Source organism: Agrobacterium tumefaciens (assembly GCA_025560025.1).
Classification (GTDB): Bacteria; Pseudomonadota; Alphaproteobacteria; order Rhizobiales; family Rhizobiaceae; genus Agrobacterium.
The window spans coordinates 470,635-496,762 of the sequence record CP048485.1; the positions used below are offsets into that span (position 1 = coordinate 470,635).

Consider the following 26,128-nt stretch of genomic DNA (forward strand, 5'->3'; position numbering starts at 1 on the left):
CCCCAAGAGAAACGGGCGGCGGATACTTCCGTTCGCCCGTTTTTTATTGCCTGTCTTCCGGTCGGAGCATGACGGCATGAAGTTCAACAAGCTCCGCGTCGTCGGTTTCAAGTCCTTCGTCGAACCTTCCGAATTCATCATCGAGCCGGGTCTTACCGGCGTTGTCGGTCCGAATGGCTGCGGCAAGTCCAATCTGGTCGAAGCGCTGCGTTGGGTGATGGGCGAAAACTCCTACAAGAACATGCGCGCCTCCGGCATGGATGACGTCATCTTCTCCGGTTCCGGCAATCGACCGGCCCGCAATACCGCCGAAGTCGGCCTTTACCTCGACAATTCCGACCGCACCGCGCCCGCCGCCTTCAACGATGCCGATGAAATTCAGGTCACACGCCGCATCGAGCGCGAAAACGGTTCCGTCTACCGCATCAACGGCAAGGAGGCCCGCGCCAAGGATGTGCAGCTGCTGTTTGCGGACGCCTCCACCGGCGCGCGCTCGCCCTCCATGGTTGGGCAGGGGCGTATCGGCGAGCTCATTAATGCCAAGCCGCAGGCCCGCCGCCAGCTGCTGGAAGAGGCGGCCGGCATTTCCGGCCTGCATTCCCGCCGCCACGAGGCCGAGCTTCGCCTGCGCGCCGCCGAGACCAATCTGGAGCGGCTGGAAGACGTCACCGCCCAGCTGGAAAGCCAGATCGAAAGCCTGAAGCGTCAGGCCCGGCAGGCCAACCGTTTCAAGATGCTGTCAGCCGATATCCGCGCCCGCGAAGCTACCCTGCTGCACATCCGCTGGGTGGAGGCGAAGGAAGCCGAAGGCGAGGCGGAAAGCGCGCTCAATCAGGCCACCAACATCGTCGCCGAAAAAGCGCAGGCGCAGATGGAAGCGGCCAAGCAGCAGGGTATTGCCAGCCTGAAACTGCCGGAACTGCGCGAGGACGAGGCCCGCGTCGCCGCCGCCCTGCAACGCTTGCAGATCGCCCGCACCCAGCTGGACGACGAAGCGAACCGCCTGCTGCGCCGCCGTGATGAGCTGGCCCGCCGCCTGTCGCAGCTTGGCGAGGATATTATCCGCGAGGAACGGCTGGTCTCCGATAATGCCCAGATACTCGCACGGCTCGATGAGGAAGAGGCCGAGCTTCTGGAAATCCTCTCCGATTCCGGCCGCCATGCCGAAGAAATGCGCGAAGCCTTTGAAGCTGCGGCTATCAAGCTGGCGGAAAGCGAAGCCATCTTCACCGCGATCACCGCCGAACGGGCCGAGGCTGCCGCCGCCCGTCAGCAATTGGAGCGGGCGATCCGCGATCTTTCCGATCGCAAGCTGAGGCTGGAACGACAATCGCAGGAGGCATCCGCCGAGATCGATGCCATCGACGAAAAACTCTCCGGCCTTCCCGATCCTTCCGAACGGCGCGAAGCGGTCGAGGCGGCGGAGATCGCGGTCGAGGATGCCCTGATCGTGGTGGAGGAAGCCGAAGCCGCCGTCGCCGAGGCGCGTTCCGCCGAAGCGCTGGCGCGCGCGCCGCTGGAAACGGCGCGGAACCGGCTGAACGCGCTGGACACGGAAGCGCGCACCATCACCAAAATCCTTGCCTCCAGCGCCGCCGCCAATGGCAGTTTCACGCCGGTGGCGGAAGAAATGACGGTGGAGCGCGGTTTCGAGGCGGCATTGGGTGCCGCCCTCGGCGACGATCTCGAAAGCCCGCTCGATCCCGCCGCGCCCGCCTATTGGGCCGGTAATGGCGATGGCGCGGATGATCCCGCGTTGCCGCAGGGCGCGAAACCGCTTCTGGATTATGCGCAGGCGCCGGAAGCCCTGCGCCGCGCTTTGGCGCAGATCGGCGTCGTCGCCAACACTACGGAAGCCCTGCGCCTGCTGCCGCATCTGAAGGCCGGTCAGCGGCTGGTGACGCGCGAAGGCGCGCTGTTGCGCTGGGACGGTCACATCGCCAGTGCCGATGCGCCGGGTGCCGCAGCACTTCGCCTGTCGCAGAAGAACCGCCTCGCTGAAATCGAGACAGAACTGGATGAGGCCCGCTCCATTCTGGACGAGGCGGAAGACCAGCTTGCCGCGAAAACCGAAGATATCCGCAGCAGCGAATTGCGGCTCTCGGACGTGCGCGACCGAAGCCGGCTTGCGACCCGCCATCTTGCCGAGGCGCGCGAGGCGCTGACATCAGCCGAAAGGGCCTCGGGCGATCTGCTGCGCCGTCGCGATATCGTGTCCGAAGCACTGAACCAGATCGGCGCGCAGATCGACGAAATCGCCGTTCAGGAAGAAAACGCCCGCATCGAAATGGAAGATGCGCCCGATCTTTCCGTGCTGGATCTGCGGCTGCGCGAAAGCCAGCTTGAAGTCGCGACTGATCGCGGCCTTCTGGCGGAGGCCCGCGCCCGCCATGAGGGTGTGAGCCGCGAGGCGGAAAGTCGCCAGCGCAGAATTCAGGCAATCGGGCAGGAGCGCTCCACCTGGCAGTCGCGTGCGGCAAGTGCGGCCGATCACATCGCGACATTGCGCGAACGCGAGGAAGAGGCGCGCGAGGAAATCGCCGAGCTGGACATAGCGCCGGAGGAGTTCGACGAGAAACGCCGCAACCTCCTCAACGAATTGCAGAAGACCGAAGACGCCCGCCGCGGGGCCGCCGACCGGCTGGCCGAGGCGGAAAACCTGCAGCGCGCCGCCGACCGGGTGGCTGCAACCGCGCTTTCGGAACTGGCCGAGGCCCGGGAAAAGCGCGGCCGTGCCGAAGAACGGCTGGTCTCCGCCCGCGAAAAGCGCCAGGAAACCGAACACCGTATCCGCGAAACGCTGAATACCGAGCCGCATATGGCCTTCCGCCTGACCGGCCTTGGCCCGGACCAGCCAAAGCCGGATATTCGCGATGTCGAGCGCGATCTCGACCGGCTGAAGATCGAACGCGAGCGGCTTGGCGCGGTCAATCTGCGCGCCGAGGAAGAGCAGGCCGAGCTTTCCGCCAAGCTGGAGGCGTTGATCAAGGAGCGCGACGACATCATCGACGCCGTGCGCAAGCTGCGCGCCGGCATCCAGAATCTCAACCGCGAAGGCCGCGAACGGCTGATTGCGGCTTTCGATGTGGTCAATTCGCAGTTCCAGCGGCTGTTCACCCATCTCTTCGGCGGCGGCACGGCGGAATTGCAGTTGATCGAATCCGACGATCCGCTGGAAGCGGGGCTGGAAATCCTCGCCCGCCCACCGGGCAAGAAACCGCAGACCATGACGCTGCTGTCCGGCGGCGAGCAGGCGCTGACGGCCATGGCGCTGATCTTCGCGGTCTTCCTCACCAATCCCGCGCCCATCTGCGTGCTGGACGAGGTGGACGCGCCGCTCGACGACCACAATGTCGAGCGTTATTGCAACCTGATGGACGAGATGGTGGCCTCCACCGAAACCCGCTTCGTCATCATCACCCACAATCCCATCACCATGGCGCGCATGAACCGCCTCTTCGGCGTCACCATGGCCGAACAGGGCGTCTCGCAACTGGTGTCAGTAGATTTGCAGACCGCCGAGCAGCTTCGCGAAGCCGTCTGAGTTTCATTTCCAGGGCCGGCTCCCAGCTTTGTCCATCGCGAATTTATCTGGCCGCATCACCCATTCGGGTGGGCGACAATGCGCAGCGTTTTGCTATGTCTTCTTGAAAGGGATCAGGGTTCTTTCAGACCCCCCATCCGGTTTCCTGTACCGGATGGAATGCCTTGCGAGGCCGCTGCCGTGGCCTCGCAAGGCTTTCTTTTTTTCGGGTTCACAGGGTTGCGCGGCGGTTTGCATTGGCAATTGTGTCAGGGGAGTAAGCCTCTTTCCGTCATACCGGCCTTGAGCCGGTATCCAGCCAGCCCAAGTCCTTGGGCTGAAAGGACTCTTCCCGTCGCGCAGACGCGCGTCGACTGGATTCCGGCTCAAGGCCGGAATGACGGAAGGAGAGGACACTACGAATCCCGGTAAACGCCGAGCCTGCCATAACTGTCAATCGTGCAGTGCGGAGCGCTACCACCCACTCATACCGGCACCAGCCGCAGCCGCGTGCCCCATGGATCAATCGCCTCCACGACATTGTTCTCCATCTCCACCAGCACATAACCGGCCGCTCGCAGCCGCGTTTTCTGCGCTTCAAGGTCGGTGGGATTTTTGACGGCGAGTGAGAACCAGTCGAGGCCGGTTTCCATGGCGTTGCGTTCCTTCGCGCCACGGCTGTTCCATGTATTCACCGCCAGATGATGATGATACCTGCCGGAGGAGAGAAACGAGGCATCGGAGCGCGCGTCCTGCGTCGGCTGCAGGCCAACGGCCGTTTCGTAAAACGCCCGGGCTCCAGCAATCTCGCCGACCCGTAGGTGAACATGCCCGATGCGCATTCCCGACGGGGCAGCCTCATAATCGCTTTTTTTGGTATCGGTCAGTGTCACGAGATCATCGATATCGAGCGGTTCGGTGCCCATTTTCACAACGTTCCCGCTCCAGACCCATGCGTCCTTCGGCCGGTCGCTGTAAACCTCGATGCCGTTGCCCTCGGGATCGTTGAGATAGATCGCCTCGCTGACATTGTGATCGGCAAAACCGGAAAGCGGCACCTGCCTGAGCGCCGCATGCACCAGCCAGCGCGCCAGATCCTTGCGGCTCGGCATCAGATAGGCGATGTGAAACAGGCCGGCGGAGGTGGGACTTTCGTAATCCGCGGCCGGCTTGTGGACGAGATCAAGCAGCGGGACGGTGCCGACGCCGAGCGTCATGCCGCGCGATGTGCGTTCCACTTCGTTCAGCCCCAGCACGGAACGGTAATAATCTATCATCGGATCGAGTTCGCGGACCCGAAGCGCCGCCTGGCCGATATGCATGGGGGTTGTCAGCGCAAAAGGAAGGGCGGCGCCCGCATTTGCCAAGGGCGGCGAGCCGCCTTCTGCTCTGAGCGCGCCGGCAAGGGCTGTGGCGGCGCAAGAAATTCCGGCAAATTTCAACGTATGGCGGCGAGTAAATTGCATGAATAATCTCTTTTTGGGCGATATGGATGGCTTAGGGAACACTCCGTTTCTCCGCACTACACGAATGCGTCAGCAACGCTGTTATTTTGCTTTTGCGGCAATTCTGGCGCGCAATTCGCCGCAATTATGCTGCACTGCGATGTAAACTGCACGTTGCGGCGTTTCCAACATGCTGCCAATGCTGTAGATGATAGAAAAATGACAACGCTTCTGGGTGGAGAGCGTGGAATGAAAAAGTGGGTTTATACCTTCGGCAACGGTGCTGCCGAAGGCAGGGCAGGTGACATTGCGATATTGGGCGGCAAGGGCGCGAACCTTGCCGAAATGGCAAGTCTCGGCCTTCCCGTTCCCCCCGGCCTCACCATCATAACCGATGCCTGCGCCCTTTATCACAAGAATGGCCGCGATCTTCCCGAAGAGCTGAAGCTGCAGGTCATGGCTGGCCTGCACGGCATGGAAACCGTGACCGGCAAGACCTTCGGCGGCAGCCACTCGCCGCTGCTTCTGTCGGTCCGATCAGGCGCACGCGCCTCCATGCCCGGCATGATGGACACGGTTTTGAACCTCGGCCTCAATGACCGCACCGTGGAAGCGCTGGGCCATGATGCGGGCGACGCGCGTTTTGCCTGGGACAGCTACCGCCGCTTCATCCAGATGTATGCCGATGTCGTCATGGGCCTCGACCACGAATTGTTCGAGGAAATTCTCGAGGACGAGAAAGGCCGCCTCGGCCACGAATACGATACCGATATGTCGGCGGTCGAATGGCAGCATGTCGTTTCGCTTTATAAAAAGCTGATCGAGGATGAGCTGGACGAAGCCTTCCCGCAGGACTGTCACGTGCAGCTCTGGGGTGCCATCGGCGCGGTCTTCGCCAGCTGGACCAATCATCGCGCCGTGACTTACCGGCACCTGCACAATATTCCGGGGGATTGGGGCACGGCCGTCAACGTTCAGGCCATGGTCTTCGGCAATCTCGGCTCGTCCTCGGCAACCGGCGTCGCCTTTACCCGCAACCCCTCGACAGGTGAGGCGGAGCTTTACGGCGAATTCCTCGTCAATGCTCAAGGCGAAGATGTGGTTGCGGGCATCCGCACGCCGCAATCCATCACCGAGGCCGCGCGTCTTGTCTCCGGCTCCGACAAGCCTTCCATGGAAAAGCTGATGCCGGAGGCGTTCAGTGAATTCCTGGCGATCTGCAGGCGGTTGGAAAACCACTATCGCGACATGCAGGATCTGGAATTCACCATCGAGCGCGGCAAGCTCTGGATGCTCCAGACCCGCTCCGGCAAGCGCACCACCCGCGCCGCCATGAAGATCGCCGTCGATATGGTCGAGGAAAGGCTGATTTCCAGGGAGGAAGCCGTCTGCCGTATCGAGCCGTCCTCGCTGGACCAGCTGCTGCACCCGACCATCGATCCCGGCATTTCCCGCCCCATCATCGGCTCCGGCCTGCCGGCCTCTCCGGGGGCGGCAACCGGCGAAATCGTCTTCACCTCGGAAGAGGCGGTCGCCGCCGAAGCGGAAGGGCGACGCGTCATTCTGGTGCGCATCGAAACCAGCCCGGAAGATATTCACGGCATGCATGCCGCCGAAGGCATTCTGACGACGCGCGGCGGCATGACCAGCCACGCCGCCGTGGTGGCACGCGGCATGGGCATTCCCTGCGTCACTGGCGCCGGCTCCATGCGGGTCGACATGCGCAACAAGGTTCTGATCGGCGTCGGCTGTATGCTCAAACGCGGCGACGTCATCACCATCGACGGTTCCTCCGGCCGGGTGCTGAAGGGCGAAGTGCCGATGACGCAGCCGGAACTCTCGGGCGATTTCGGCAAGCTGATGGAATGGGCCGACGGGCTGCGCCGCATGACGGTGCGCACAAACGCCGATACACCGGCCGATGCGCGTGCCGCCCGTGCCTTTGGCGCCGAGGGCATCGGTCTCTGCCGCACCGAGCATATGTTCTTCGAGGGCGACCGCATCCATGTGATGCGTGAGATGATCCTCGCCGAAAGCGAAAAGGGCAGGCGGGCAGCGCTAGATGAGCTTCTGCCCATGCAGCGCTCGGATTTCACCGAACTTTTCCAGATCATGCATGGCCTGCCGGTAACGATCCGCCTGCTCGATCCGCCGCTGCACGAATTCCTGCCGAAGACCGATGGCGAGATTGTCGAGGTGGCGGCCGCCATGGGCATGCCGCAGACGGTGTTCCGCCAGCGGCTGGATGCGCTGCACGAATTCAACCCCATGCTCGGCCATCGCGGCTGCCGTCTCGCCATTTCCTATCCGGAAATTGCCGAAATGCAGGCGCGCGCCATTTTCGAAGCGGCGGTGGCCGCAGCACGTATCACCGGTGCGCCGGTCGTGCCCGAAATCATGGTGCCGCTGGTCGGACTGCGCGCGGAACTGGATTACGTTACCGCGGTCATCGACGGCGTCGCCGCAGCGGTGGCGCAGGAAACCGGCATGGAGATCGAATATCTGACCGGCACCATGATCGAACTGCCGCGCGCCGCCCTGCGCGCCCATGTGATCGCGGAAGCGGCGGAATTTTTCTCCTTCGGCACCAACGATTTGACGCAGACCACCTTCGGCATTTCCCGCGACGATGCGGCGCGTTTCATCAATACCTATCAGCGCAAGGGCATCATCGAGCGCGACCCGTTCATCTCGCTCGATTTCGACGGCGTGGGGGAATTGATCCGCATCGCCGCCGAACGCGGCCGCCAGACGCGGCCGGAGCTGAAGCTCGGCATCTGCGGCGAACATGGCGGCGATCCGGCCTCGATCCATTTCTGCGAGGATGCCGATCTCGACTACGTGTCCTGCTCGCCCTTCCGCGTGCCCATCGCCCGCCTGGCCGCGGCTCAGGCAACGCTGGCGGCGAAGAGGGATGAGGGCAAGGTGGCGAGCAATGTCGCCTTCATTCCCGTCAGGGGTTCTGTCGGACGATGATCTGACGTTCGACCACCACCGGCCGATAGAACATGTCGCGGTTCATCTGCGCCTGCCAGGCGCGGTTGTCGGCGCGGCGGTCCATTTCCAGATCGAGAAGGCAACCGGCCATCGGGTCCGTGCCGGGGCGGAAACCATAACCCCGGCATGTCGCCTCATCCCGCGCCCGGCGCTCTTCCGGCGTCAGCGTCTGGCAGGCGGTGAGCGCCAGCATGGCGGCAAGCGCACCGAAGACGATGGAAACGCGCATTTTGTTTCTCCCTTGAACATGACAGCCGTACGGCACTTTATTGCCGCGATTGATACGCCTGTTTTCATGTGGGGAAAAGCCGCGTTGGGGCGGAAAGTTGCATTGGAAAGCTGGCGGCCGCAGAACTGCGACCGCCCTTCATATGAACGGACGTCAGGCCGCCGCAACCTCCCGGTCGTCGAGCGCGTCGATGTCCTTGGCGTTGTTATAGACGGCCTCATCGAGAATGCCCTCGCGCTTGGCGACGATGGTGGGTACCAGCGCCTGGCCGGCGACGTTGACCGCCGTGCGGCCCATGTCGAGGATCGGGTCGATGGCGAGCAGCAGGCCCACACCTTCAAGCGGCAGGCCGAGCGTGGAGAGCGTCAGTGTCAGCATCACCACCGCGCCCGTGAGGCCGGCCGTTGCGGCGGAGCCGAGCACGGAGACGAAAACGATCAGCACATATTCCTGGATGCCGAGCGGCACCTGGAAGAACTGCGCGATGAAGATCGCCGAAATCGCCGGATAGATGGCGGCGCAGCCGTCCATCTTGGTGGTGGCGCCGAGCGGCACGGAGAAGGCGGCATATTCACGCGGCACGCCAAGGCTCTTTTCCGTCACGGTTTCGGTGACGGGCAGCGTGCCGATGGAGGAACGCGACACGAAGGCGAGCTGGATGGCTGGCCATGCGCCCGCAAAGAAGCGCGACGGCTTCAGGCCATGGGCGAGAAGCAGCGCCGGATAGACCACGAAAAGCACCAGCGCCAGACCGATATAAACGGCTGCCGCATACCAGCCGAGCTGCGACAGCGTCGTCCAGCCATATTGGTCAACCGCGCGGCCGAGCAGGCCGATGGTGCCGATGGGGGTGAGGCGAATGACCCACCACAGGATTTTCCGCACGATGGCGAGCAGCGACTGGTTGAAGGCGAGGAACGGCTCTGCCGCCTTGCCCGCTTTCAGTGCCGCGACGCCGAAAGCGATCGAGACGACGAGCAGCTGCAGCACGTTGAAGTTCAACGAGGTGCTGGCCGCGCCATTATTGAGCTTGGTAGACGCTTCGAGGCCGAAGACATTGGCCGGCACAAGGCCCTTCAGGAAATCCAGCCAGGAACCGGTGGAAGAAGGTGCCGCCGCTGCCGTATTGGCAATCGCCGTGTTGACACCCGGCTGAATGACGAGGCCGAGCACGATGCCGATGACGACGGCGATCAGTGCGGTGATGGCGAACCAGAGAAGTGTCTGCCAGACGAGCTTCGCCGCATTGGAGAGGTTCTTGAGATTGGCGATGGAGGCAACGATGGCCGTGAAGATCAGCGGCGGAACCAGCGCGCGCAAAAGCTGCACGAAAATGCTGCCGATGGTCTGCAGCGTCACCGAAAGCCAGTTGGGGCTGCCGGCGGCATCCGGACCGATGTTGCGCGCAACGAGGCCGAGCAGCAGGCCGATGACCATGGCGATCAGAACCTGAAAGCCGAAATTGCGATAAAAGGGTTTAGGCCCGGAAGACCGGGCGGGCGTCGTTGCCTGTGACATGGCGTGTCTCTTTTTTATGCAAGAAAGCGAGAATGATGCACGTTTTACACGCATTCTCGAAGGAAGTGACGCAGAATACGCCGATTTCCTCAGCAATTAAGGGATGAGCTTGCGTATTTGTTACGCTACCGATGCATTATTCTCTTAAATTGGGGGAAAGCGGAAAAATATTCCGATCATCGTCGCCTTTGACGTCGGAGGCCTGGTGCCTATGGTTCGGCGGTGTCGTGCGTCATGGTCCGTCACCCCAACCTGATCAGCGGTCCAGCGCGATCAGGTCCTTGATCGCAAAGCTTCACTCCTCACGGCGCAGGCGCGCCGTGGTTGGATGCCGGATCATCCTCGGGCTTGTTCCGGGGACCGGCATGACGGATGGGTTTGCATGCTTTAGCGCAGGGATCGCCTCCTCCTTTGTTTTCCTCGCCGCAAATCCGGTCTATGACATCATATGCAGGTGATTCCCTTGCCAGATTTCGGGTGCAGCGTTTTTACGCCAATGCGATCTTACGGATATCCGCTTCCATGACTGTGCGTTTCGTCCGCCCTTTTTCAGTTGCAGCCTATCTTTCCCGCTATCTTGGTCTTGCGGCGCTTGTGCTTTTTCTCATCGCTGGCGGCATTCACCGTTTCGGGCCGTTGACGACGCCGGATCTTGTCGGGCTGCTTATGATCGCCGCTGGCATCGCGCTCGTGGCCGTGCTTCTGGCGCTGATCGGCCTTGAACGACTATGGACAAAAGGCGCGCGCGGTGGCCTTTCGGCGCTGGCGGCGCTGCTTCTCGCGGCCCCGCCGCTCGGCGTCGTCGGTTATGGCGCATTTCTTTACTGGCAGCAGCCGAAGATTTACGACATCTCCACCGATCTCTCCGATGTGCCGGAATGGTTGGTGACGCCCGCGGCCAATCAGCAATGGCTGATACGGCCCGCAACCATTGCCAGGCAAGACCGCGACGCGCAGGCCGAGGCCTATGCCAGCCTCGCCGGACGCCGTTATGAAGGTGCGATAGACCGCATCTATGCCGCCGCCAAAAAAATGGCGGCAGCCCAGAATATTCGTATCGCCCATACCAGGGGCGTTATCGGCGCGGTCGAAGCCCCTTCGGCCGGCGTTCCCGAACAGGACAAGACGCCGCCCGCCGAAGAAGGTCCGGTGGAGGATTTGCCATCCATCGTGCCGGTGCCCATGGCCCGCCCGGCAGAAGCGCCACAGCCCACCTTCTTTAATGGCAGCGGTGTGGTGCTGATGCAGGGCGAAACCCGCACGCGTATCTGGGGCCTGCGTTTCGATATTCTCATCCGCCTCAAGGAAGAGGCGGAAACCACCATCGTCGACGTCCGCGTCGCCTCCCGCTATGGCCCGCATGATCTCGGAATGGGGGCTGCGATTGCCGAAGCCTATCTCGATGCTCTGGATGCGGAAATGCAGGGGTTGAACGACAATTGATGTGTCGCTGACGCTACGCTCTCGATGAGAAACGAGAGTGTGCCGCCTGTTTCTTCTGAGGGGGAGAAGGTGGCCCGAAGGGCCGGAGGAGGGGGCACCCTCTCCGAATTTCGGGAGCCTTGCCCCCTCATCCCGCTGCCGCGGACTTCTCCCCCTCGGGGAGAAGAAACAAGTGGTATCCGCTCGATCCAATAAAGGAATAGAGTGAGAGGCGAGGTCACAACGCGCCCTGAAATGTCACGTGCCAGAAATATCCGCTATGCCGGGAAATATTCCCCCAGCAGCGATGGCGCACCATCCGTCCGCACCTCACCCTTTTCGATCAGGTCTTCGATATGCGCCAGAACGGAAAGGGCCGCCGCCCCATGCAGGCGCTTGTCGGTGCTGGCATAGATGACCTTCACCATATCGGCGATCCGCCGGTCGCCATCTTTGATGCGCTTCAAAACCGCCTTTTCCCGCATGCGCCGATGGGCGCGCAAGCCCCGCATGAAGGCGGCGGGATCGGTGACCGGGCCGCCATGGCCGGGCAGGAACAGCCGGTCGTCACGGGTGAGCAGCCGTTCCAGTGAGGCCATGTAATCGCTCATCGCCCCATCCGGCGGCGCGACGATGGTGGTGGCCCAGGCCATCACATGATCGGCGGAAAAGACGACGCCGCTGCCATCAAGCGCGAAGGCGGCGTGGTTGGCGGTGTGTCCCGGCGTATGCAGCGCGGTAAGCTGCCAGCCGTCGCCTGAAAGGCTCTGCCCGTCGCCAAGCGCGATATCGGGCGCAAAAGCGGTATCGGAGCTTTCGGCAAAGGGATTGGTCTCCCCCACATGCAGTGGCCGGGCGGCCCGGTGCGGGCCTTCCGCCACCGTCAGCGCCCCGGTCGCCTCCTTCAGCCGCCGGGCAAGCGGCGAGTGATCGCGATGGGTGTGGCTGACGAAGATATGGGTGACCTCGCGGCCATCAAGCGCCGCCATCAGCGCCTGAAAATGCGCCTCATCCTCCGGGCCGGGATCGATGACGGCGACGGAACGGTCACCGACAATATAGGAGTTGGTGCCATGGAAGGTGAAGGCGGAGGGATTGTTGACGGTGATGCGCTGAATGAGCGGGGCGACGGGAACCGCCTCGCCATAGGCCGGCTGGAAATCGAGATCGAATGCCGGGTCCGCCATCGAGACCTCCTGAAAAATGCCATGCCACCCAGAGCCACGGCCTCAGCCGCGCCATCGCCAAGCCCTAACATGCCATGTCAGGCACGGCATCCAAAAAGCTTGGATTTTGTGAAAAAATAAGTCGCCGGGTCATTGCCGGGCCGGGCAGGCTTTGCTAATCAGGCCCGGTTCAGGCAGCGGCGTTTCACCCTCGCTGCCCTGTTGGGGCGTCGCCAAGCGGTAAGGCACCGGTTTTTGGTACCGGCATTCCCAGGTTCGAATCCTGGCGCCCCAGCCATCTATTTCGAAGTCAGAACAACGCTCGCAGGTCGCGCCGACCATCGATCACGCGAACGATTTCCACGGAATATATTTCGCCGCCATCGGTATCCGGCACGGTTTCGTAGAGAATGATATAAGGTGCTTCGACGAGCATACGGGCGGACGGAAAAATTTCCGGGTGGCGCTCGCCGAGGCGAGGATGGTCGACCAAGCGCTCCGCTTTGGCGCGGAACCGAGCGAAATATCGCTCTGCGGCAAGAGGCTGTGATTTGCCAATATCGATGTAGATTTTCTTCACATCGCTGCGCGCGCGGGGCGTCCAGACAAGCTTAGTGGTCACGATTTTTCAACGAGGCCAGTTCTGCACGTGCTTCATTGAGCGCCTCGTCGAAATCCACCTCGGTTGAACCGCCACTGGCTTTGCCCTCAGCCCACAATGCACGCAGCTTGGCGATGTCGTCGCGTCGTTGAACCCATTTTGCCGACCAGTCTCGCATCGCTTCGCGGATGACTTCGCTGCTGCTGGCATAAGCGCCGCTTTCCACAGCATCACGCAAGATTTCGGCGTGCTGGGGCGTCATCGAGACGCTGATCTTTTCAACGTTGGCCATGTCATTTCTCCGTGGATATTGGTAGGAATTATTACCACCAATTGGTTTTTGGCGCGAGATATTTTTCCGACGCCCTGGTGGCAATGCACCGGAGGATGCCGGTGCGGGTGGAGAAGTCACCTCCAACAAAAAACGCCGCGCATCCAGAGACACGCGGCGTCCAATCCTAAATCGCAGCCAAGCCTTAAAGCGCGATATCCGGCACCTTCTTCACCGGCGCGCCCGCAGGCGTCGCACCGGCACCCTTCAGCGCCTCAAGGTCGATCTGCGGCGGGGTGGGCAGCTGCAGGTGTTCGGCGGTGTAGGCCCATTCCTGCTGCACCTTTTCCGGGTCGTCATTGAGCTTCGTACCGTAGCTCGGCACGATCTGGCGGATCTTGGCCTGCCATTCAGGCGTCGCCACCTTGTCCTTGAAGACCTTTTCCAGAACGCTGAGCATGATCGGCGCGGCCGTGGAGGCGCCCGGTGAAGCGCCGAGCAGGCCGGCGATGCTGCCGTCCTTGGCGGCGACGACTTCGGTGCCGAGCCGCAGAACGCCGCCCTTTTCGTCGTCGCGCTTGATGATCTGCACGCGCTGGCCGGCCTGCCACAGGCGCCATTCGCCCTGCTTGGCATTCGGGAAATATTCCTTCAGCGCGGCAAAACGGTCGTCATCCGACATCATCAGCTGGCCGGCAAGATATTCCACCAGCGGATATTCATCGATGCCCACCCGCACCATCGGCCAGGCATTGCTGGTCGTCACGGAGGAGACGAGATCGAAATAGGAGCCTTCCTTCAGGAACTTGGTGGAGAAGGTGGCGAAAGGTCCGAACAGGATGACACGCTTGCCGCCCAGCACGCGGGTATCGAGATGGGGAACCGACATGGGCGGCGAGCCGACCGAGGCCTTGCCATAGGCTTTGGCCAGATGCTGCATCGTCACATCGGGGTTCTCGTTGATGAGGAACGAGCCGCCCACCGGGAAGCCGGCATAATCGTCGGCTTCCGGAATGCCGGACATCTGCAACAGATGCAGCGCGCCGCCGCCGGCGCCGATGAACACGAATTTCGCATCCACCACCTGCTCGGCATCGGTCTTGGTGTTGGCATAGGTCACGCGCCAGCTGCCATCGGCATTGCGCTGGATGTCGGAAACCTCGCTATTGACCTGCAGGTCGAAATTCTGGTCGCCCTGCAGATGCGATACGAACTGCCGGGTGATTTCGCCGAATTCCATGTCGGTGCCGAGCGGCGACCATGTCGCGCCGATCTTCTGGGAAGGATCGCGGCCTTCCATCATCAGCGGCACCCACTTCTTGATCTGCTCGGGATCGGTGGAGAATTCCATGCCGGCGAAAAGCGGGCTGGCTTTGAGCGCCTGATAGCGCTTTTCCAGATAGGCGACGTTTTCATCACCCCAGACGAAGCTCATATGCGGCGTGTGGTTGATGAAGGAGCGCGGGTTCTTCAAAACGCCGTTACGCACCTGCCAGGCCCAGAACTGACGGGAAATCTGGAAGGATTCGTTGATGTTGACGGCCTGGCTGATCTTGATGTTGCCGTTGTCGTCTTCCGGCGTGTAGTTGAGTTCGGCAAGCGCCGAGTGGCCGGTGCCGGCATTGTTCCAGCCGTTCGAGCTTTCAAGCGCCACGCCATCCAGCCGCTCCAGCATCTGCATCGACCAGGTGGGTTCGAGTTCACGCAGCCACACACCGAGCGTCGCGCTCATGATGCCGCCGCCGATCAGAAGCACGTCGACCTTCTTGGCAGCCGTATTGGCGAGAAGCGGGGAAGAGGGCAGCGCCGCTGCGGCAATCCCGGCGAGCGCACCGCCCAGAACCTGTCGGCGGTTCATCGGAAGTGCGTGGGAAAGGGTGGTTTCCTGGGAAAGATCAGTGAGCTGGGATTTGTCTTGATCGATGGGAGTCACGGCCATACCTGATTCTTGTTTTGTGTTAAAAACATTCCTCCCGAACGCCCCGTTATAGCAAAGCGCAGACCCGCACAACCCGGACTCATTCACTCCAGTTCAAGCGTTTTTGCAGGGGTTTTGCCGGGACATAAGGTCGCAACGGCGAATTTCACGGCTTTGCCGATCGTCATTTTTTAGGGTTGCGAAGATTAGGCGCGGCTTTCAAACGGTTGAAAAGGGTCTGCGCGCCGGATGTCGCGAAAAGCTGGGTTATCCACCCTTTGTCAGACGGCGGCGACCGAGCGGTGCCGCGATAGGCGAAAATTTTTTCAGAAAAATGACAATAGTCCCCAAAAAGTGAAAGGCCCGCCGGTTCGGGCGGGCCCTGTTTTTTGTCTTCGGGCTGAAAACTCAGTTTGCGGCGAGGAATTCCGCGCAGTAGCTCGGACCGTTGACGCCGGGACGGTCGGAGACCGTGCGCACGGAGGTGATCTTGTAGTCGCTGGAAACGACGAGCTGCACCGTGCAGGAGAGCGAGGCGGTGCGGGCAGGCGAGATCTGGCGACCCTTCTTGCCGTCCTTGCCCTCTTCGAACTTGGCCGGAATGGTGGCCTTCTTGTAGCCGCCGCGCCAATTATAGACGGTCGAGCTGCCTGTCTCCGTGTCGCTCAGCGGCGGGCCGAATTTTGCGAAGAAAATACCTGCCGACTGACCGACCCACCGCGTTTCCACGGGGCTCTTCTGGGTGAAGGAAGGGGTGGAGCCGCCCGTGGAAGTGGTGCAGGCCGAGAGCGCAATGGCAAACGCTGCAAGCGTTACGCTGGGAAATAGCATGGTGAAATGTCCTTTGTGCCGTGTCCGGCTTCCCGCCGGTCATTCCGTTCCCCTAGCAGATTTGACGGCGACGGGCAGGGGAGCTGTGCCGCCTGACGAAAATTTCCTGCCACAATTGCTTTTTTGTAACGTTTTCCAGCATGCTGTCCCGCGCAACAGGCGCTTGGCCGCCGCCCTTCGCCGCACCGTGAAAACTTGTCATAAAAAATGCAAGATGCCGCTTGTCGAACGCCGGAGGCTGGTCTATAGAAGCGCCGCTGGTCACGGAGTGTAGCGCAGTCTGGTAGCGCACCACGTTCGGGACGTGGGGGTCGGAGGTTCGAATCCTCTCACTCCGACCAGCTTAAGCCCTGTCCCGACGGCTTCTTCTTCACAATCTCAGCAGTTCCCGGCTTCGGCAACAAAGAGCCGTTGCATTCTTCGCCATTCGCGGCGGCAAAACTGTCACCACATCTTCACAATTTCTGGTTTATCGACATCACGCGATGCTGACGCGACACGGCGCGGGGCCTGAGAGAATTTTTGCTATTCTCTTCTATTGAATATTTCCAGATTCAGAATATAAATCGCAATTAATATTGTAAGGTTTGAGTATACATCTCCAACTTGAGGGAGAGTATCGGCTTTTTTGCCGTTTTTTTTTGATTTTTAAGCCGTCGTTCTAATATGCATTATTTTTTATCATACTATTTTTGAGGATTAGAGATGAATCCATTGGTTGCCATTGCCATTGCACTGGTCCCGGACCTGGTTCGATTGATTGCGGGAGACAAGGCCGGAGCCTTTTCGGAGAAAGTAGCCGCTGTGGTTAAAGAGAAGACCGAGACCGATGACGGCGGGGCGGCACAAGCCAGGGTTGACGCTGATCCGCAGGTGAGAGCGCAATTGCAGAAGGCGCTTGTGGACGCCGCCTTGAACGAGACAAAAGAGCAAAATCGCGCCGAGGAAGCAAAACGCGAAATCGAGTTTGAGGCGCTGAAAGAACAATTCGCTGAGGCGGGCCGCGAGCGCGAAGACGCGATGATACGGTTCCGCGAGGAATTGCAAAGCATCCAGAACGCCCGAAGCTTCTATGCCGATCTTGCAAAGTCCGGCAATCCGGCGGCCTGGATCAATCCCTTGCTGTCGGTCGTCATCACGCTTGGATTTTTAGCGCTTGTCTATCTGCTGCTTTACGCTCCGGCGCAGGATGTCGAAAAGAATCAAGTCTTCAATATCGCTCTCGGTGCCCTGGCCACCGCTTTCGCGACCGTCATCGGGTTTCACTTCGGTTCTTCTTCGGGGTCGAAGCAGAAGGACAATGTCAATGCGGCGATAATGGCCGAACAGGTCGCGAAGCTGGAGGAACAGCAAGGCGGGCCTGTTTCAAGAGATAAAGCGCGCGCTGGCGAAATAGCCGATAGCCGTTCCGAAACCACCAAATCCACGGGGTCCGGCTCCGGTGATCTTTTCAACCAGAAAGCCCCTGGAATCATGACGGATCTGATGAAGGATGTCGGCATCACCGATTTTCAGGCGGGCGGCATCCTGGGCAATATCGGGCATGAATGTGCCGGCTTCAAGCATTTTCAGGAGATCGGTGTAAAGCCGCCAAAGGGCGGCTGGGGGTGGTGCCAGTGGACCGGCGTTCGCCGTACCGCCTTTATGCAATGGATCGCGCAGCGGGGATACGCCCCCGAATCCGACGAGGCCAATTACGGTTTTCTTGTCTATGAATTGAATGGCAGCGAGCAAAGCGCTCTGGCGCATCTCAAAAAGACGGGCAGTCTGGAAGAGGCGACAAAAAGCTTCATGGAAAAGTTCGAACGGCCCGGCGCTCCCCACCTCAATAGCCGTCTTGCTTGGGCAAAACGCGCAATGAAAGCTTTCGGGGAGGGCGTATAGATGCCTGGTTTTGTCACTGGCGTGGATATTTTCTTCAAGATCGCGCTCGCGGCGATCGCCGCTTATGTCAGCTATCAGTTCGGCGCCTTCAAACAGCAGAACGATGATATCAAGCTCGTGGTCGATCTGGCCTTTGCCAGGGAGGACCGCACTGCAGTTGCAGGTGTCACCCTCGCATCGCATTATTTTGCGCAGAAACGTATCCCCAAGGAATTTTACGACTCGGTAATGACCTCCGTCGGTAAAGACGGCAACAAGACTCTCGTCCTGGCGGCCACAAGCAGCGCCAATGAGATCGTGCAAAACAATCCTGAAGTCGCCCAGCAGGTGGTAACCGCTTCGAACGCGCTTCCCGCCCGCGTATTTTTTCAGATCAGCCGGGAGGTGGATCGGGCAAAGGCCAGGGCGATAGAGGAGATGCTGGAGGCACGGGCCGTATCACCAAGCCCGCAGGCCGTTTTTGTGCCCGGCATCGAGTTTGTGAACACGCCGATGCGCCAAACCGAGGTCAGGTGTTTCAGGAAGGAAGAATGTGACACTCTGGGTGCGGGACTGGTCGAGTTTCTGAAAGAAAATGCCGTGCCAGCCAAATTGAACGACATGAGCGACACTTACGGAAAGTCCAAGAAGATTCTTCCCAATACTTTTGAAGTGTGGTTCTCCCCGCTCTCTTAAGGTCGTGCGAGGGTCCTTCAGTTCAAGTCGAAGAGCTGATGCATTTAGCCCTATATCATGATTGAAGCCCGATGTTTGTTTGCGCACAAGCATTGGGCTTTCATGCCGCCGACCTGAAATCCTCCCTTTGTGAAAGGGAACGCAACGGCTCTTCGGCCGTTATCCATTCACAACACATGGAGGATAACATGCTTAAGGGTATTGCACTGTGGGCTATGGGCGTTCCGATCTTCGTGATCATTCTGCTTTATATGTTCGTGTTTTAAGCGGTAACTGACCAAAGGTTCCGCAACAAAAAAGGCGACCGCATTGCGGTCGCCTTTTTCTGTTCATGCCGACATTCTCAGTCCAGATCGCCGATCAGCCGTGAGGCCGTTGCATTATCCGTACGGCGGATGTCGATTTCGTCGCGGTGCTTGGCCAGCAGTTCGCTCGCCAGAAGCTTCTCAGCGAGATGGGCGGGCAGGGACAGGATGACCCGGTCACCCGCTTCTTCCGTCGCGCCAACGCTGCGCTTGCCGGTGATCATGCCGCCCGCAACCGTGTTGTTGGTGTCGGGGTCGATCAGGATGAAGGAGCCGGTCGCCCGGTTCTGCTCATAGGCGTCGAAGATCGCCGTCTCGTCGAAGGAGAGCCGTACCTTGCCGATGGCGTTCATGGAGAGCGACGTTTCATGCGCCTGCCATTCACCTTCTTTCAGGTTCAGCTGGCTCATGGGCTGCACGCTGACGCGCTGGCGGCGGCTGCCGCTTTTCAGCCAGTAGCGCTTGCCTGCCTCGATGCCGCCCGGCTGCAAGGCCACGATCTGGGCGTCGAAGGCAAGCCCTGTCTGCGGCTGCGCCTCGATGGAGACGATCATGTCGCCGCGCGACACGTCCACCTGACGATCAAGGACGAGCGTAACCGCATCACCCGCGACAGCCGCATTGCGCACCAGATCGAAAGTGACGATCTGCTTGACGTTCGCGACCATGCCGGATGGCAGGATGACGACGCTGTCGCCCGGCTTCACCGAACCGCCGGCAACCGTGCCCTGATAACCACGGAAGCTTTCACCCGGACGCGAGACGCGCTGCACCGGCAGACGGAAGCCGCCGGATTGCGCGGAACGCACCGTGGCAAGCTCCAGCGTCTCCACCAGCGTCGGGCCTTCATACCAGGGCATGGAGGCCTTGCCTGACAGCACGACGTTTTCACCCTTCAGCGCCGACATCGGAATGGCGGTGATCTGCTTGATGCCGAGATTGGAGGCGAAATCGCGGAATTCATGGGCGATCAGCTCGAAACCGGCCTTGTCGTAATTGGTCAGGTCGATCTTGTTGACGGCCAGCACGAATTGCCGGATGCCCATCAGCGCCGCGATGGTGGCGTGGCGGCGGGTCTGTTCGAGAATGCCGGTGCGTGCATCGACGAGCAGCACGGCGAGATCGGCGGTAGAAGCGCCGGTCGCCATGTTGCGGGTATATTGCTCATGGCCGGGCGTGTCGGCCACGATGAAGGCGCGCCGGTCGGTGGCGAAATAACGATAGGCGACATCGATGGTGATACCCTGCTCGCGCTCCGCCTGAAGACCGTCGAGCAGCAGCGCGAAATCGGGCAGGCCGAGATCGTTCTGCTTGCCGCTGTCACGGTGCAGGGTGGCGGCCTGATCTTCCTTGACGGCCTTGGTATCCCAGAGAAGACGGCCGATCAGGGTCGACTTGCCATCATCCACGCTGCCGCAGGTGATGAGACGCAGCGGGCGCGTATCGCGCGCCGCCTTCGAATGTTCGGCAAAGGGCAGAATGGTGGCGGAAGAGGAGGAGGTGTTGGCGGCGGCAGTGCTCATCAGAAATACCCCTCGCGCTTCTTCTTCTCCATGGAGCCGGACTGGTCGCGGTCAATCGCGCGGCCCTGCCGTTCGGAAACGGTGGCGATTTCGAGTTCGGCGATGACTTCCTGAAGCGTCGCCGCCTCGGAGCGGATAGCGCCGGTCAGCGGGAAGCAGCCGAGCGTGCGGAAGCGGATCGAGCCATGCTTGATCTCTTCGCCGGGCAGCAGTTCCAGACGCTCGTCTTCGGCAAGGATCATCATGCCGTCGCGCTCGATGTAAGGGCGCTCGGCGGCGTAATAGAGCGGCACCAGCGGAATGTTTTCCGCCTCGATGTAACGCCAGATGTCGACCTCGGTCCAGTTGGAGAGCGGGAAGGCGCGCACGCTTTCGCCCTTGCGGACCATGCCGTTATAGATATTCCACAGTTCCGGGCGCTGGTTGCGCGGGTCCCATTTGTGGTCAGGCGTGCGGAAAGAATAGATGCGCTCCTTGGCGCGGCTCGCCTCCTCGTCGCGGCGCGCACCACCGAAGGCCGCGTCGAACTGGCCGGCATCGAGCGCCTGGCGCAGGGCTTCGGTCTTCATGATGTCGGTGTAAAGCGCCGAACCATGAGTGAAGGGCGTCACGTTTTCCGCAGCACCGCGCGGATTGGTATGGGAAATCAGGTCGAGATCATATTCCTTGACGATATTGTCGCGGAATTCGATCATTTCCTTGAACTTCCAGCCGGTATTGACGTGCAGCAGCGGGAAGGGAATGCGGCCGGGGAAGAACGCCTTGCGCGCCAAATGCAGCAGCACGGAGGAATCCTTGCCGATGGAATAGAGCATGACAGGGTTGTCGAATTCGGCGGCGACTTCGCGGAAAATATGAATAGCTTCGTTTTCAAGCGCCTTCAGATGGGGATCGAGCGGCGGCTTGGATGCGACAGTATTCTTGCTGTCCGTCTCGTGGACTGCGTTGGACATTGTGAACTCCGGGAGATGTACTGAATGATTATCGTTGCGGGATGGCGGAAATGGCGGATGTCTGCTCCGCACCGGCGACGTGAAGACCGCATTCGCGCTTCTCGTCGTTTTCCCACCACCATCGTCCGGCGCGCTCAGGCTCGCCGGGCTTGATGGCGCGCGTACACGGCTCACAGCCGATGGAGGGGTAACCGCGCTGGTGCAACGGATTGACGGGGATGTTCTCCTGGGCGACATGCGCCCGGATGAGGTCGATATCCCAGTCAGCGAGGGGATTGATCTTGATAAGATTACGCTCCGCGTCGAATTCGGCGAAAGGCGTCGTGGCGCGGTTGCCCGACTGGCCGCGACGAAGCCCGGTGATCCAGAAGGAAGCGCCTTCCAGAGCCTTGCCGAGCGGGATGAGCTTTCTGACATGACAGCAGGCGTGACGGGCTTCAACGCTTTCGTAAAAACCATTCAGACCGTATTTTTCGGCGTAAGCGTCGATATCGTCCTGTTCGGGGCGGAAGCGGCGGATTTCGATGCCGAAACGCTCTTCGGTTTCATCGATGAGATCGACGGTTTCCTTGAACAGCCGGCCGGTTTCGAGCGTCACGACATCGATAGGCAGGCGATGCGTGCCGATGGCTGCCGTGATGACCTGATCCTCGATGCCGAGACTGGTGGTGAAAACCGCGCGTCCGCCGAGGCCTGCGATAAACGAAAGCCGACCCGCCAGATCGAGCCCGGCAAGCGTGGCATCGAGGGAAGCGGTATCGGCAGAGGCATTTGCTGAATTGATCGTCATTGTCACGTCCGGGATTTCCATGGCCGATTATTGTTGAAATCCGGCCTTTGGAACAGAAATGACAGTCTTTGTGCGCTGCGCTTAAGAGCAAAAATGCCTCTCGCGCGCGTGGTATGAGCAAAAGATGCCCGTTCACCTTCTTTGCAGCTTGGATTTGAATTGTGACAACTTCTGCGCTAAGCCGGAATTGCCGGGTTTCCGGGCTTGTGGTCTACTGGTTTTACGATGATTTCGCAGAAGGCAAAATATGCGCTGAGGGCGCTCCTTTCGCTGGCCAAGGCCGACGGCGCCTGTCCTGTGCAGATTTCCGACATTGCCCGCGAACAGGCCATTCCGAAAAAGTTTCTGGAACAGATCCTTCTCGAAATGAAGAAGGAACGCCTGGTCGAAAGCCGGCGCGGCAAGCAGGGCGGTTATCTTCTGGCGCGCCCGGCTGCGGATATCACCTTCGGCGAGGTGCTGCGCCTCATCGACGGGCCGCTCGCTCCCTTGCCCTGCCTCTCGCAGACGGCCTATCGCCGCTGCGAGGATTGCGACGGCGAGAAGCAGTGCGAGATCCGCCACGTCTTTGCCCGCGTGGCCGATGCGACGCGCAATATCCTTTTCAACACTACCATTGCCGATGCGGTGGCGGGTGTTGAAGTGCCCGAGCTTTTGACGGCCTGACACTCGTTCTTTTTTCACGTTTCGCTGTCGAGAGTTTGCAACGAGGGTCCTCAACCTGTCCGTCATTCCGGCCTTGAGCCGGAATCCAGCCGACGCGCGTCTGCGCGGCGAAACGACTCCTTCAGCCCAAGGACTTGGGCTGGCTGGATTCCGGCTCAGGGCCGGAATGACGGATGAGGAGATTGTAATGATCCCCTTGCCTCGTTCCTTCCAAACGAAAAAATCGTCTAAAACCCCAGAATATTTTTCGCCATCGCGGCAAAAAATCGGCAAAAATGTGAAATGCTTTTGCATTCAGAAAAGTTTTACACGACGCTTGTTGCGCCTTTCGCTTATGCTGCGCTGTATTTGTTGCCCGTGGAAACGCTCTCGGGAAACACTTTTTCGATCGTATTCGGCCTCATTGACCAACTCTACTCAGCCGGTAGAGTTAAGCCATCGCAATCAGGAGGGAATACCGATGTCCAAGCTTCTGTCCGGTTTGAGCGTTGTTGCGCTTAGCCTCTCACTGGCACTTGGCGGCGCTGGCTCGGCCGCCGCGCAGACCAAGCTGCTCAACGTGTCCTACGATCCGACCCGTGAACTCTACAAGGATTTCAACGAAGCCTTCGCCAAGAAGTGGAAGGCCGACACCGGTGAGGACGTCACGATCCAGCAGTCGCATGGCGGCTCCGGCAAGCAGGCACGCTCGGTCATCGACGGTCTGGAAGCGGACGTCGTGACGCTGGCGCTGCAGAGCGATATCGACGCCATCGTCCAGAACTCCGGCAAGATCAACAAGGACTGGCGCACCCGCCTGCCGCATAATTCTTCGCCTTACACCTCGACAATCGTTTTCCTGGTCCGCAAGGGTAACCCCAAGGGCATCCACAATTGGGGCGATCTGGTGAAGGGCGACGTGCAGATCGTCACGCCGAACCCGAAGACCTCGGGCGGCGCGCGCTGGAACTATCTGGCGGCCTGGGCCTGGGCGAATGAAGAATTCAAGGGCGATCAGGACAAGATCAAGGCCTATGTCGGCGAGCTCTACAAGCGCGCCCCGGTTCTCGACACCGGCGCCCGTGGCTCCACGGTCACCTTCGCACAGCGCCAGATCGGTGACGTGCTGCTGGCCTGGGAAAACGAGGCCTATCTCGCCGGCCAGGAATTCGGCGCTGACGCTTTCGATATCGTCGTGCCGCCGATCTCGATCCTTGCCGAACCGCCGGTCGCCGTGGTTGACGCCAATGTTGACGCCAAGGGCACCCGCAAGGCGGCGGAAGCCTATCTGCAATACCTCTATTCCGACGAGGGCCAGAATATTGCGGCGAAGCACTTCTACCGCCCGTCCAACCCCGCCGTGGTCTCCAAGGATCTGCTCAAGCAGCTGCCCGACATCAAGCTCGTCACCATCGACGACCCGCAGTTTGGCGGCTGGGCCAAAGCGCAGCCTGAACATTTCGGTGACGGCGGCATCTTCGACCAGATTTACAAGCCCGCAAAGTAAGCGGATGATGGGCTGAAAATCGCCCGCTCGCTGAGACAACAGAAAAAAAGCCTGATCGACCGGACACCGTGCCGGTCGATACTTTATAATAAACGCCGGGGAACACCGGCTCCCAGAGAGCATTTTCAGGAAAAGCGGCCCCCGGTTTTCTGTTCGGAAATGCACCAAACTAAAGATTATCCGGAGCCTTGATGAGCAATAATACTTCCGGAAACAGGTGGAAATGGCGGCAGTCGAGCGTCATACCGGGCTTCGGCCTGACGCTTGGTTACACAGTGACCTATCTGTTTCTCATCATTCTTATTCCGCTTGGCGGCCTTGTCTGGTCCACGGCGAAACTGGGTTTTTCAGATTTCATTGCGATTGCCACGGATAGCCGCACGCTGAATGCGCTGCGTGTCAGTTTCGGAACGGCATTTCTTGCCGCGCTGGTCAACGCGGTCTTCGGTGTCATCGTCGCCTGGGTGCTGACGCGTTACCGTTTTCCCGGCCGCCGCTTCGTCGATGCCATCGTCGACCTTCCCTTTGCTTTGCCCACGGCGGTCGCCGGTATCGCGCTGACCACGCTTTATGCCAATCGCGGCTGGGTCGGTTCGCTGTTCGAACCCTTCGGCATCAAGATCGCCTTTACGCCGACCGGCATCGTCATCGCACTGATCTTCATCGGCCTGCCATTCGTGGTCCGCACCGTGCAGCCGGTCATGGAAGAAATCGACCGGCAGGTGGAGGAGGTGGCCGCCACGCTTGGCGCGAACCGTTTCCAGACCATCACCCGCGTTCTGCTGCCGAGCCTCACACCGGCCATCCTCACGGGTTTCGCGCTCGCCTTCGCGCGCGGCGTCGGCGAATATGGCTCGGTCATCTTCATCGCCGGCAATATTCCCTACGTCTCGGAAATCGCGCCGCTTCTCATTGTCATCCGGCTGGAGGAGTTCAATTATGCGGCCGCGACCGGCATCGCCACCATCATGCTGATCATCTCGTTTGCCATGCTGTTCCTCATCAATCTCATTCAGGCCTGGAGCCGCAAGAGGTACGGTTATGTCTGAGACCGCTTCCCGCACGTCCCCCCGGCCGTTCCGCGACCCCGCCAGCGAGAGCTTTCCCGCCCGGCTGGCGTTGATCGCGATTGCCTTCGTCTTCCTCGCTGCTTTTCTGGTTCTGCCGCTGGTCTCGGTCTTCTTCGAAGCCTTCCGCAAGGGTGCGGAAAGCTTCTGGGAGGCGATTGTCGAGCCGGATGCACTCTCCGCCATTCGCCTGACGCTGCTCGTCGCCGCCATTTCGGTGCCGCTCAACCTGGTCTTCGGGGTGATGGCCGCCTGGGCGATTGCGAAGTTTGAGTTCAAGGGCAAGGCGTTCCTGATCACGCTCATCGACCTGCCGTTTTCGATCTCGCCGGTCATATCAGGTCTGGTCTATGTCATCCTGTTCTCATCCCACAGCGTGCTCGGGCCATGGCTGAAGAGCTACGGCATCGAGATCCTCTTCGCCGTGCCGGGCATCGTGCTCGCTACCATCTTTGTCACCTTTCCTTTTGTCGCGCGCGAACTGATCCCGCTGATGCAGGATCAGGGCAATGGCGACGAGGAGGCGGCGATTTCGCTTGGTGCTTCGGGCTGGCAGACCTTCTGGTATGTCACGCTGCCCAACATCAAATGGGGCCTGCTTTACGGCGTGCTGCTCTGCAACGCCCGCGCCATGGGCGAGTTCGGTGCCGTCTCGGTGGTCTCGGGCCATATTCGCGGCGAGACCAACACCATGCCGCTGCATGTCGAGATACTCTATAATGAGTACAATATCGGCGCAGCCTTTGCCGTGGCGACGCTGCTCGCCGGTCTGGCGCTGGTGACGCTCGTTCTCAAAACCATTCTCGAAATACGCTTTGGCGCGGGCAACGCAGCCGGCAAGCATTGAAAGGCATCTTC

Annotated in this window: 20 protein-coding genes and 2 tRNA genes; 11 read left to right on the top strand and 11 right to left on the bottom strand. The window is 60.5% G+C overall.

What is annotated here, in order from left to right; translation table 11 throughout:
• Positions 1-76: 76 nt before the first annotated feature.
• The gene (locus tag FY152_02290; GenBank protein ID UXS30971.1) at positions 77-3,544 is read left to right on the top strand and encodes a chromosome segregation protein SMC; all 3,468 of its coding nucleotides are present in this window, start codon (positions 77-79) and stop codon (positions 3,542-3,544) included.
• Between the two features lie 464 nt (positions 3,545-4,008).
• Here FY152_02290 and FY152_02295 read toward each other — a convergent pair whose 3' ends face one another.
• On the bottom strand, positions 4,009-4,989 hold the full coding sequence (locus tag FY152_02295) for a VOC family protein (protein ID UXS30972.1): 981 nt from the start codon (positions 4,987-4,989) through the stop codon (positions 4,009-4,011).
• Between the two features lie 228 nt (positions 4,990-5,217).
• Here FY152_02295 and FY152_02300 point away from each other — a divergent pair, with 228 nt between their 5' ends.
• The gene (locus tag FY152_02300) at positions 5,218-7,944 is read left to right on the top strand and encodes a pyruvate, phosphate dikinase (GenBank protein UXS30973.1); all 2,727 of its coding nucleotides are present in this window, start codon (positions 5,218-5,220) and stop codon (positions 7,942-7,944) included.
• Here the strand turns inward: FY152_02300 and FY152_02305 are convergent.
• Both FY152_02305 and FY152_02310 read right to left on the bottom strand, forming a co-directional pair.
• Positions 7,922-8,194: a hypothetical protein gene (locus FY152_02305; GenBank protein ID UXS30974.1), complete on the bottom strand. Its 273-nt coding sequence runs from the start codon at positions 8,192-8,194 to the stop codon at positions 7,922-7,924. The genes FY152_02300 and FY152_02305 overlap by 23 nt on opposite strands.
• A gap of 153 nt (positions 8,195-8,347) precedes the next feature.
• Entirely contained in the window at positions 8,348-9,712 is a 1,365-nt protein-coding gene (locus FY152_02310; GenBank protein ID UXS30975.1) for a dicarboxylate/amino acid:cation symporter, read from the bottom strand.
• A 522-nt stretch (positions 9,713-10,234) separates the two neighbouring features.
• On the opposite strand from FY152_02310, the gene FY152_02315 reads away from it, so the two are divergent.
• Positions 10,235-11,155, top strand: coding sequence for a DUF1499 domain-containing protein (locus FY152_02315; GenBank protein ID UXS30976.1), 921 nt, complete (start codon positions 10,235-10,237; stop codon positions 11,153-11,155).
• Between the two features lie 257 nt (positions 11,156-11,412).
• Here FY152_02315 and FY152_02320 read toward each other — a convergent pair whose 3' ends face one another.
• Positions 11,413-12,321 (bottom strand): MBL fold metallo-hydrolase, encoded by a 909-nt coding sequence (locus FY152_02320; GenBank protein ID UXS30977.1) that lies wholly within the window; start codon positions 12,319-12,321, stop codon positions 11,413-11,415.
• A gap of 202 nt (positions 12,322-12,523) precedes the next feature.
• Between FY152_02320 and FY152_02325 the strand changes: the two genes are divergently transcribed.
• A tRNA-Gln gene (locus FY152_02325) sits at positions 12,524-12,598 on the top strand.
• Between the two features lie 12 nt (positions 12,599-12,610).
• Here the strand turns inward: FY152_02325 and FY152_02330 are convergent.
• The 4 genes from FY152_02330 to FY152_02345 all read right to left on the bottom strand — a co-directional run bounded on the left by FY152_02330 (position 12,611) and on the right by FY152_02345 (position 15,921).
• A complete protein-coding gene (locus tag FY152_02330) occupies positions 12,611-12,922 on the bottom strand; it encodes a type II toxin-antitoxin system RelE/ParE family toxin (GenBank protein UXS30978.1) in 312 nt (103 codons plus the stop codon).
• Positions 12,912-13,193 carry a type II toxin-antitoxin system ParD family antitoxin gene (locus FY152_02335; protein ID UXS30979.1) on the bottom strand — a complete coding sequence of 94 codons (282 nt, stop codon included), beginning with the start codon at positions 13,191-13,193 and terminating at the stop codon, positions 12,912-12,914. Before FY152_02335 ends, FY152_02330 begins: the two co-directional genes overlap by 11 nt.
• A gap of 184 nt (positions 13,194-13,377) precedes the next feature.
• Positions 13,378-15,111 (bottom strand): malate dehydrogenase (quinone), encoded by a 1,734-nt coding sequence (gene mqo, locus FY152_02340; protein UXS30980.1) that lies wholly within the window; start codon positions 15,109-15,111, stop codon positions 13,378-13,380.
• 387 nt (positions 15,112-15,498) lie between these two features.
• Complete coding sequence (locus tag FY152_02345) at positions 15,499-15,921, bottom strand: hypothetical protein (GenBank protein UXS30981.1); 423 nt, start codon at positions 15,919-15,921, stop codon at positions 15,499-15,501.
• A gap of 264 nt (positions 15,922-16,185) precedes the next feature.
• Between FY152_02345 and FY152_02350 the strand changes: the two genes are divergently transcribed.
• The 3 genes from FY152_02350 (at position 16,186) to FY152_02360 (ending at position 18,480) form a co-directional block, all read left to right on the top strand.
• A tRNA-Pro gene (locus FY152_02350) sits at positions 16,186-16,262 on the top strand.
• Positions 16,263-16,626: 364 nt separating this feature from the next.
• The gene (locus tag FY152_02355) at positions 16,627-17,805 is read left to right on the top strand and encodes a hypothetical protein (GenBank protein UXS30982.1); all 1,179 of its coding nucleotides are present in this window, start codon (positions 16,627-16,629) and stop codon (positions 17,803-17,805) included.
• The gene (locus tag FY152_02360; GenBank protein UXS30983.1) at positions 17,806-18,480 is read left to right on the top strand and encodes a hypothetical protein; all 675 of its coding nucleotides are present in this window, start codon (positions 17,806-17,808) and stop codon (positions 18,478-18,480) included.
• A 343-nt stretch (positions 18,481-18,823) separates the two neighbouring features.
• Here FY152_02360 and cysN read toward each other — a convergent pair whose 3' ends face one another.
• Genes cysN through FY152_02375 form a run of 3 tightly spaced genes read right to left on the bottom strand, consistent with a single transcriptional unit; the run spans position 18,824 to position 22,072 of the window.
• Positions 18,824-20,308 (bottom strand): sulfate adenylyltransferase subunit CysN, encoded by a 1,485-nt coding sequence (gene cysN / locus FY152_02365; GenBank protein UXS30984.1) that lies wholly within the window; start codon positions 20,306-20,308, stop codon positions 18,824-18,826.
• Positions 20,308-21,261: a sulfate adenylyltransferase subunit CysD gene (gene cysD, locus FY152_02370; GenBank protein UXS30985.1), complete on the bottom strand. Its 954-nt coding sequence runs from the start codon at positions 21,259-21,261 to the stop codon at positions 20,308-20,310. Before cysD ends, cysN begins: the two co-directional genes overlap by 1 nt.
• 28 nt (positions 21,262-21,289) lie before the next feature.
• Positions 21,290-22,072 (bottom strand): phosphoadenylyl-sulfate reductase, encoded by a 783-nt coding sequence (locus tag FY152_02375; protein ID UXS30986.1) that lies wholly within the window; start codon positions 22,070-22,072, stop codon positions 21,290-21,292.
• Between the two features lie 204 nt (positions 22,073-22,276).
• Between FY152_02375 and FY152_02380 the strand changes: the two genes are divergently transcribed.
• The 4 genes from FY152_02380 (at position 22,277) to cysW (ending at position 26,117) form a co-directional block, all read left to right on the top strand.
• A complete protein-coding gene (locus FY152_02380; protein UXS30987.1) occupies positions 22,277-22,717 on the top strand; it encodes an Rrf2 family transcriptional regulator in 441 nt (146 codons plus the stop codon).
• 460 nt (positions 22,718-23,177) lie between these two features.
• Positions 23,178-24,203 (top strand): sulfate ABC transporter substrate-binding protein, encoded by a 1,026-nt coding sequence (locus FY152_02385; GenBank protein ID UXS30988.1) that lies wholly within the window; start codon positions 23,178-23,180, stop codon positions 24,201-24,203.
• A gap of 191 nt (positions 24,204-24,394) precedes the next feature.
• Entirely contained in the window at positions 24,395-25,252 is an 858-nt protein-coding gene (gene cysT, locus FY152_02390) for a sulfate ABC transporter permease subunit CysT (GenBank protein ID UXS30989.1), read from the top strand.
• Complete coding sequence (cysW, locus tag FY152_02395) at positions 25,245-26,117, top strand: sulfate ABC transporter permease subunit CysW (protein ID UXS30990.1); 873 nt, start codon at positions 25,245-25,247, stop codon at positions 26,115-26,117. The genes cysT and cysW overlap by 8 nt, the downstream gene beginning before the upstream one ends.
• The last annotated feature ends 11 nt before the right edge of the window (positions 26,118-26,128 follow it).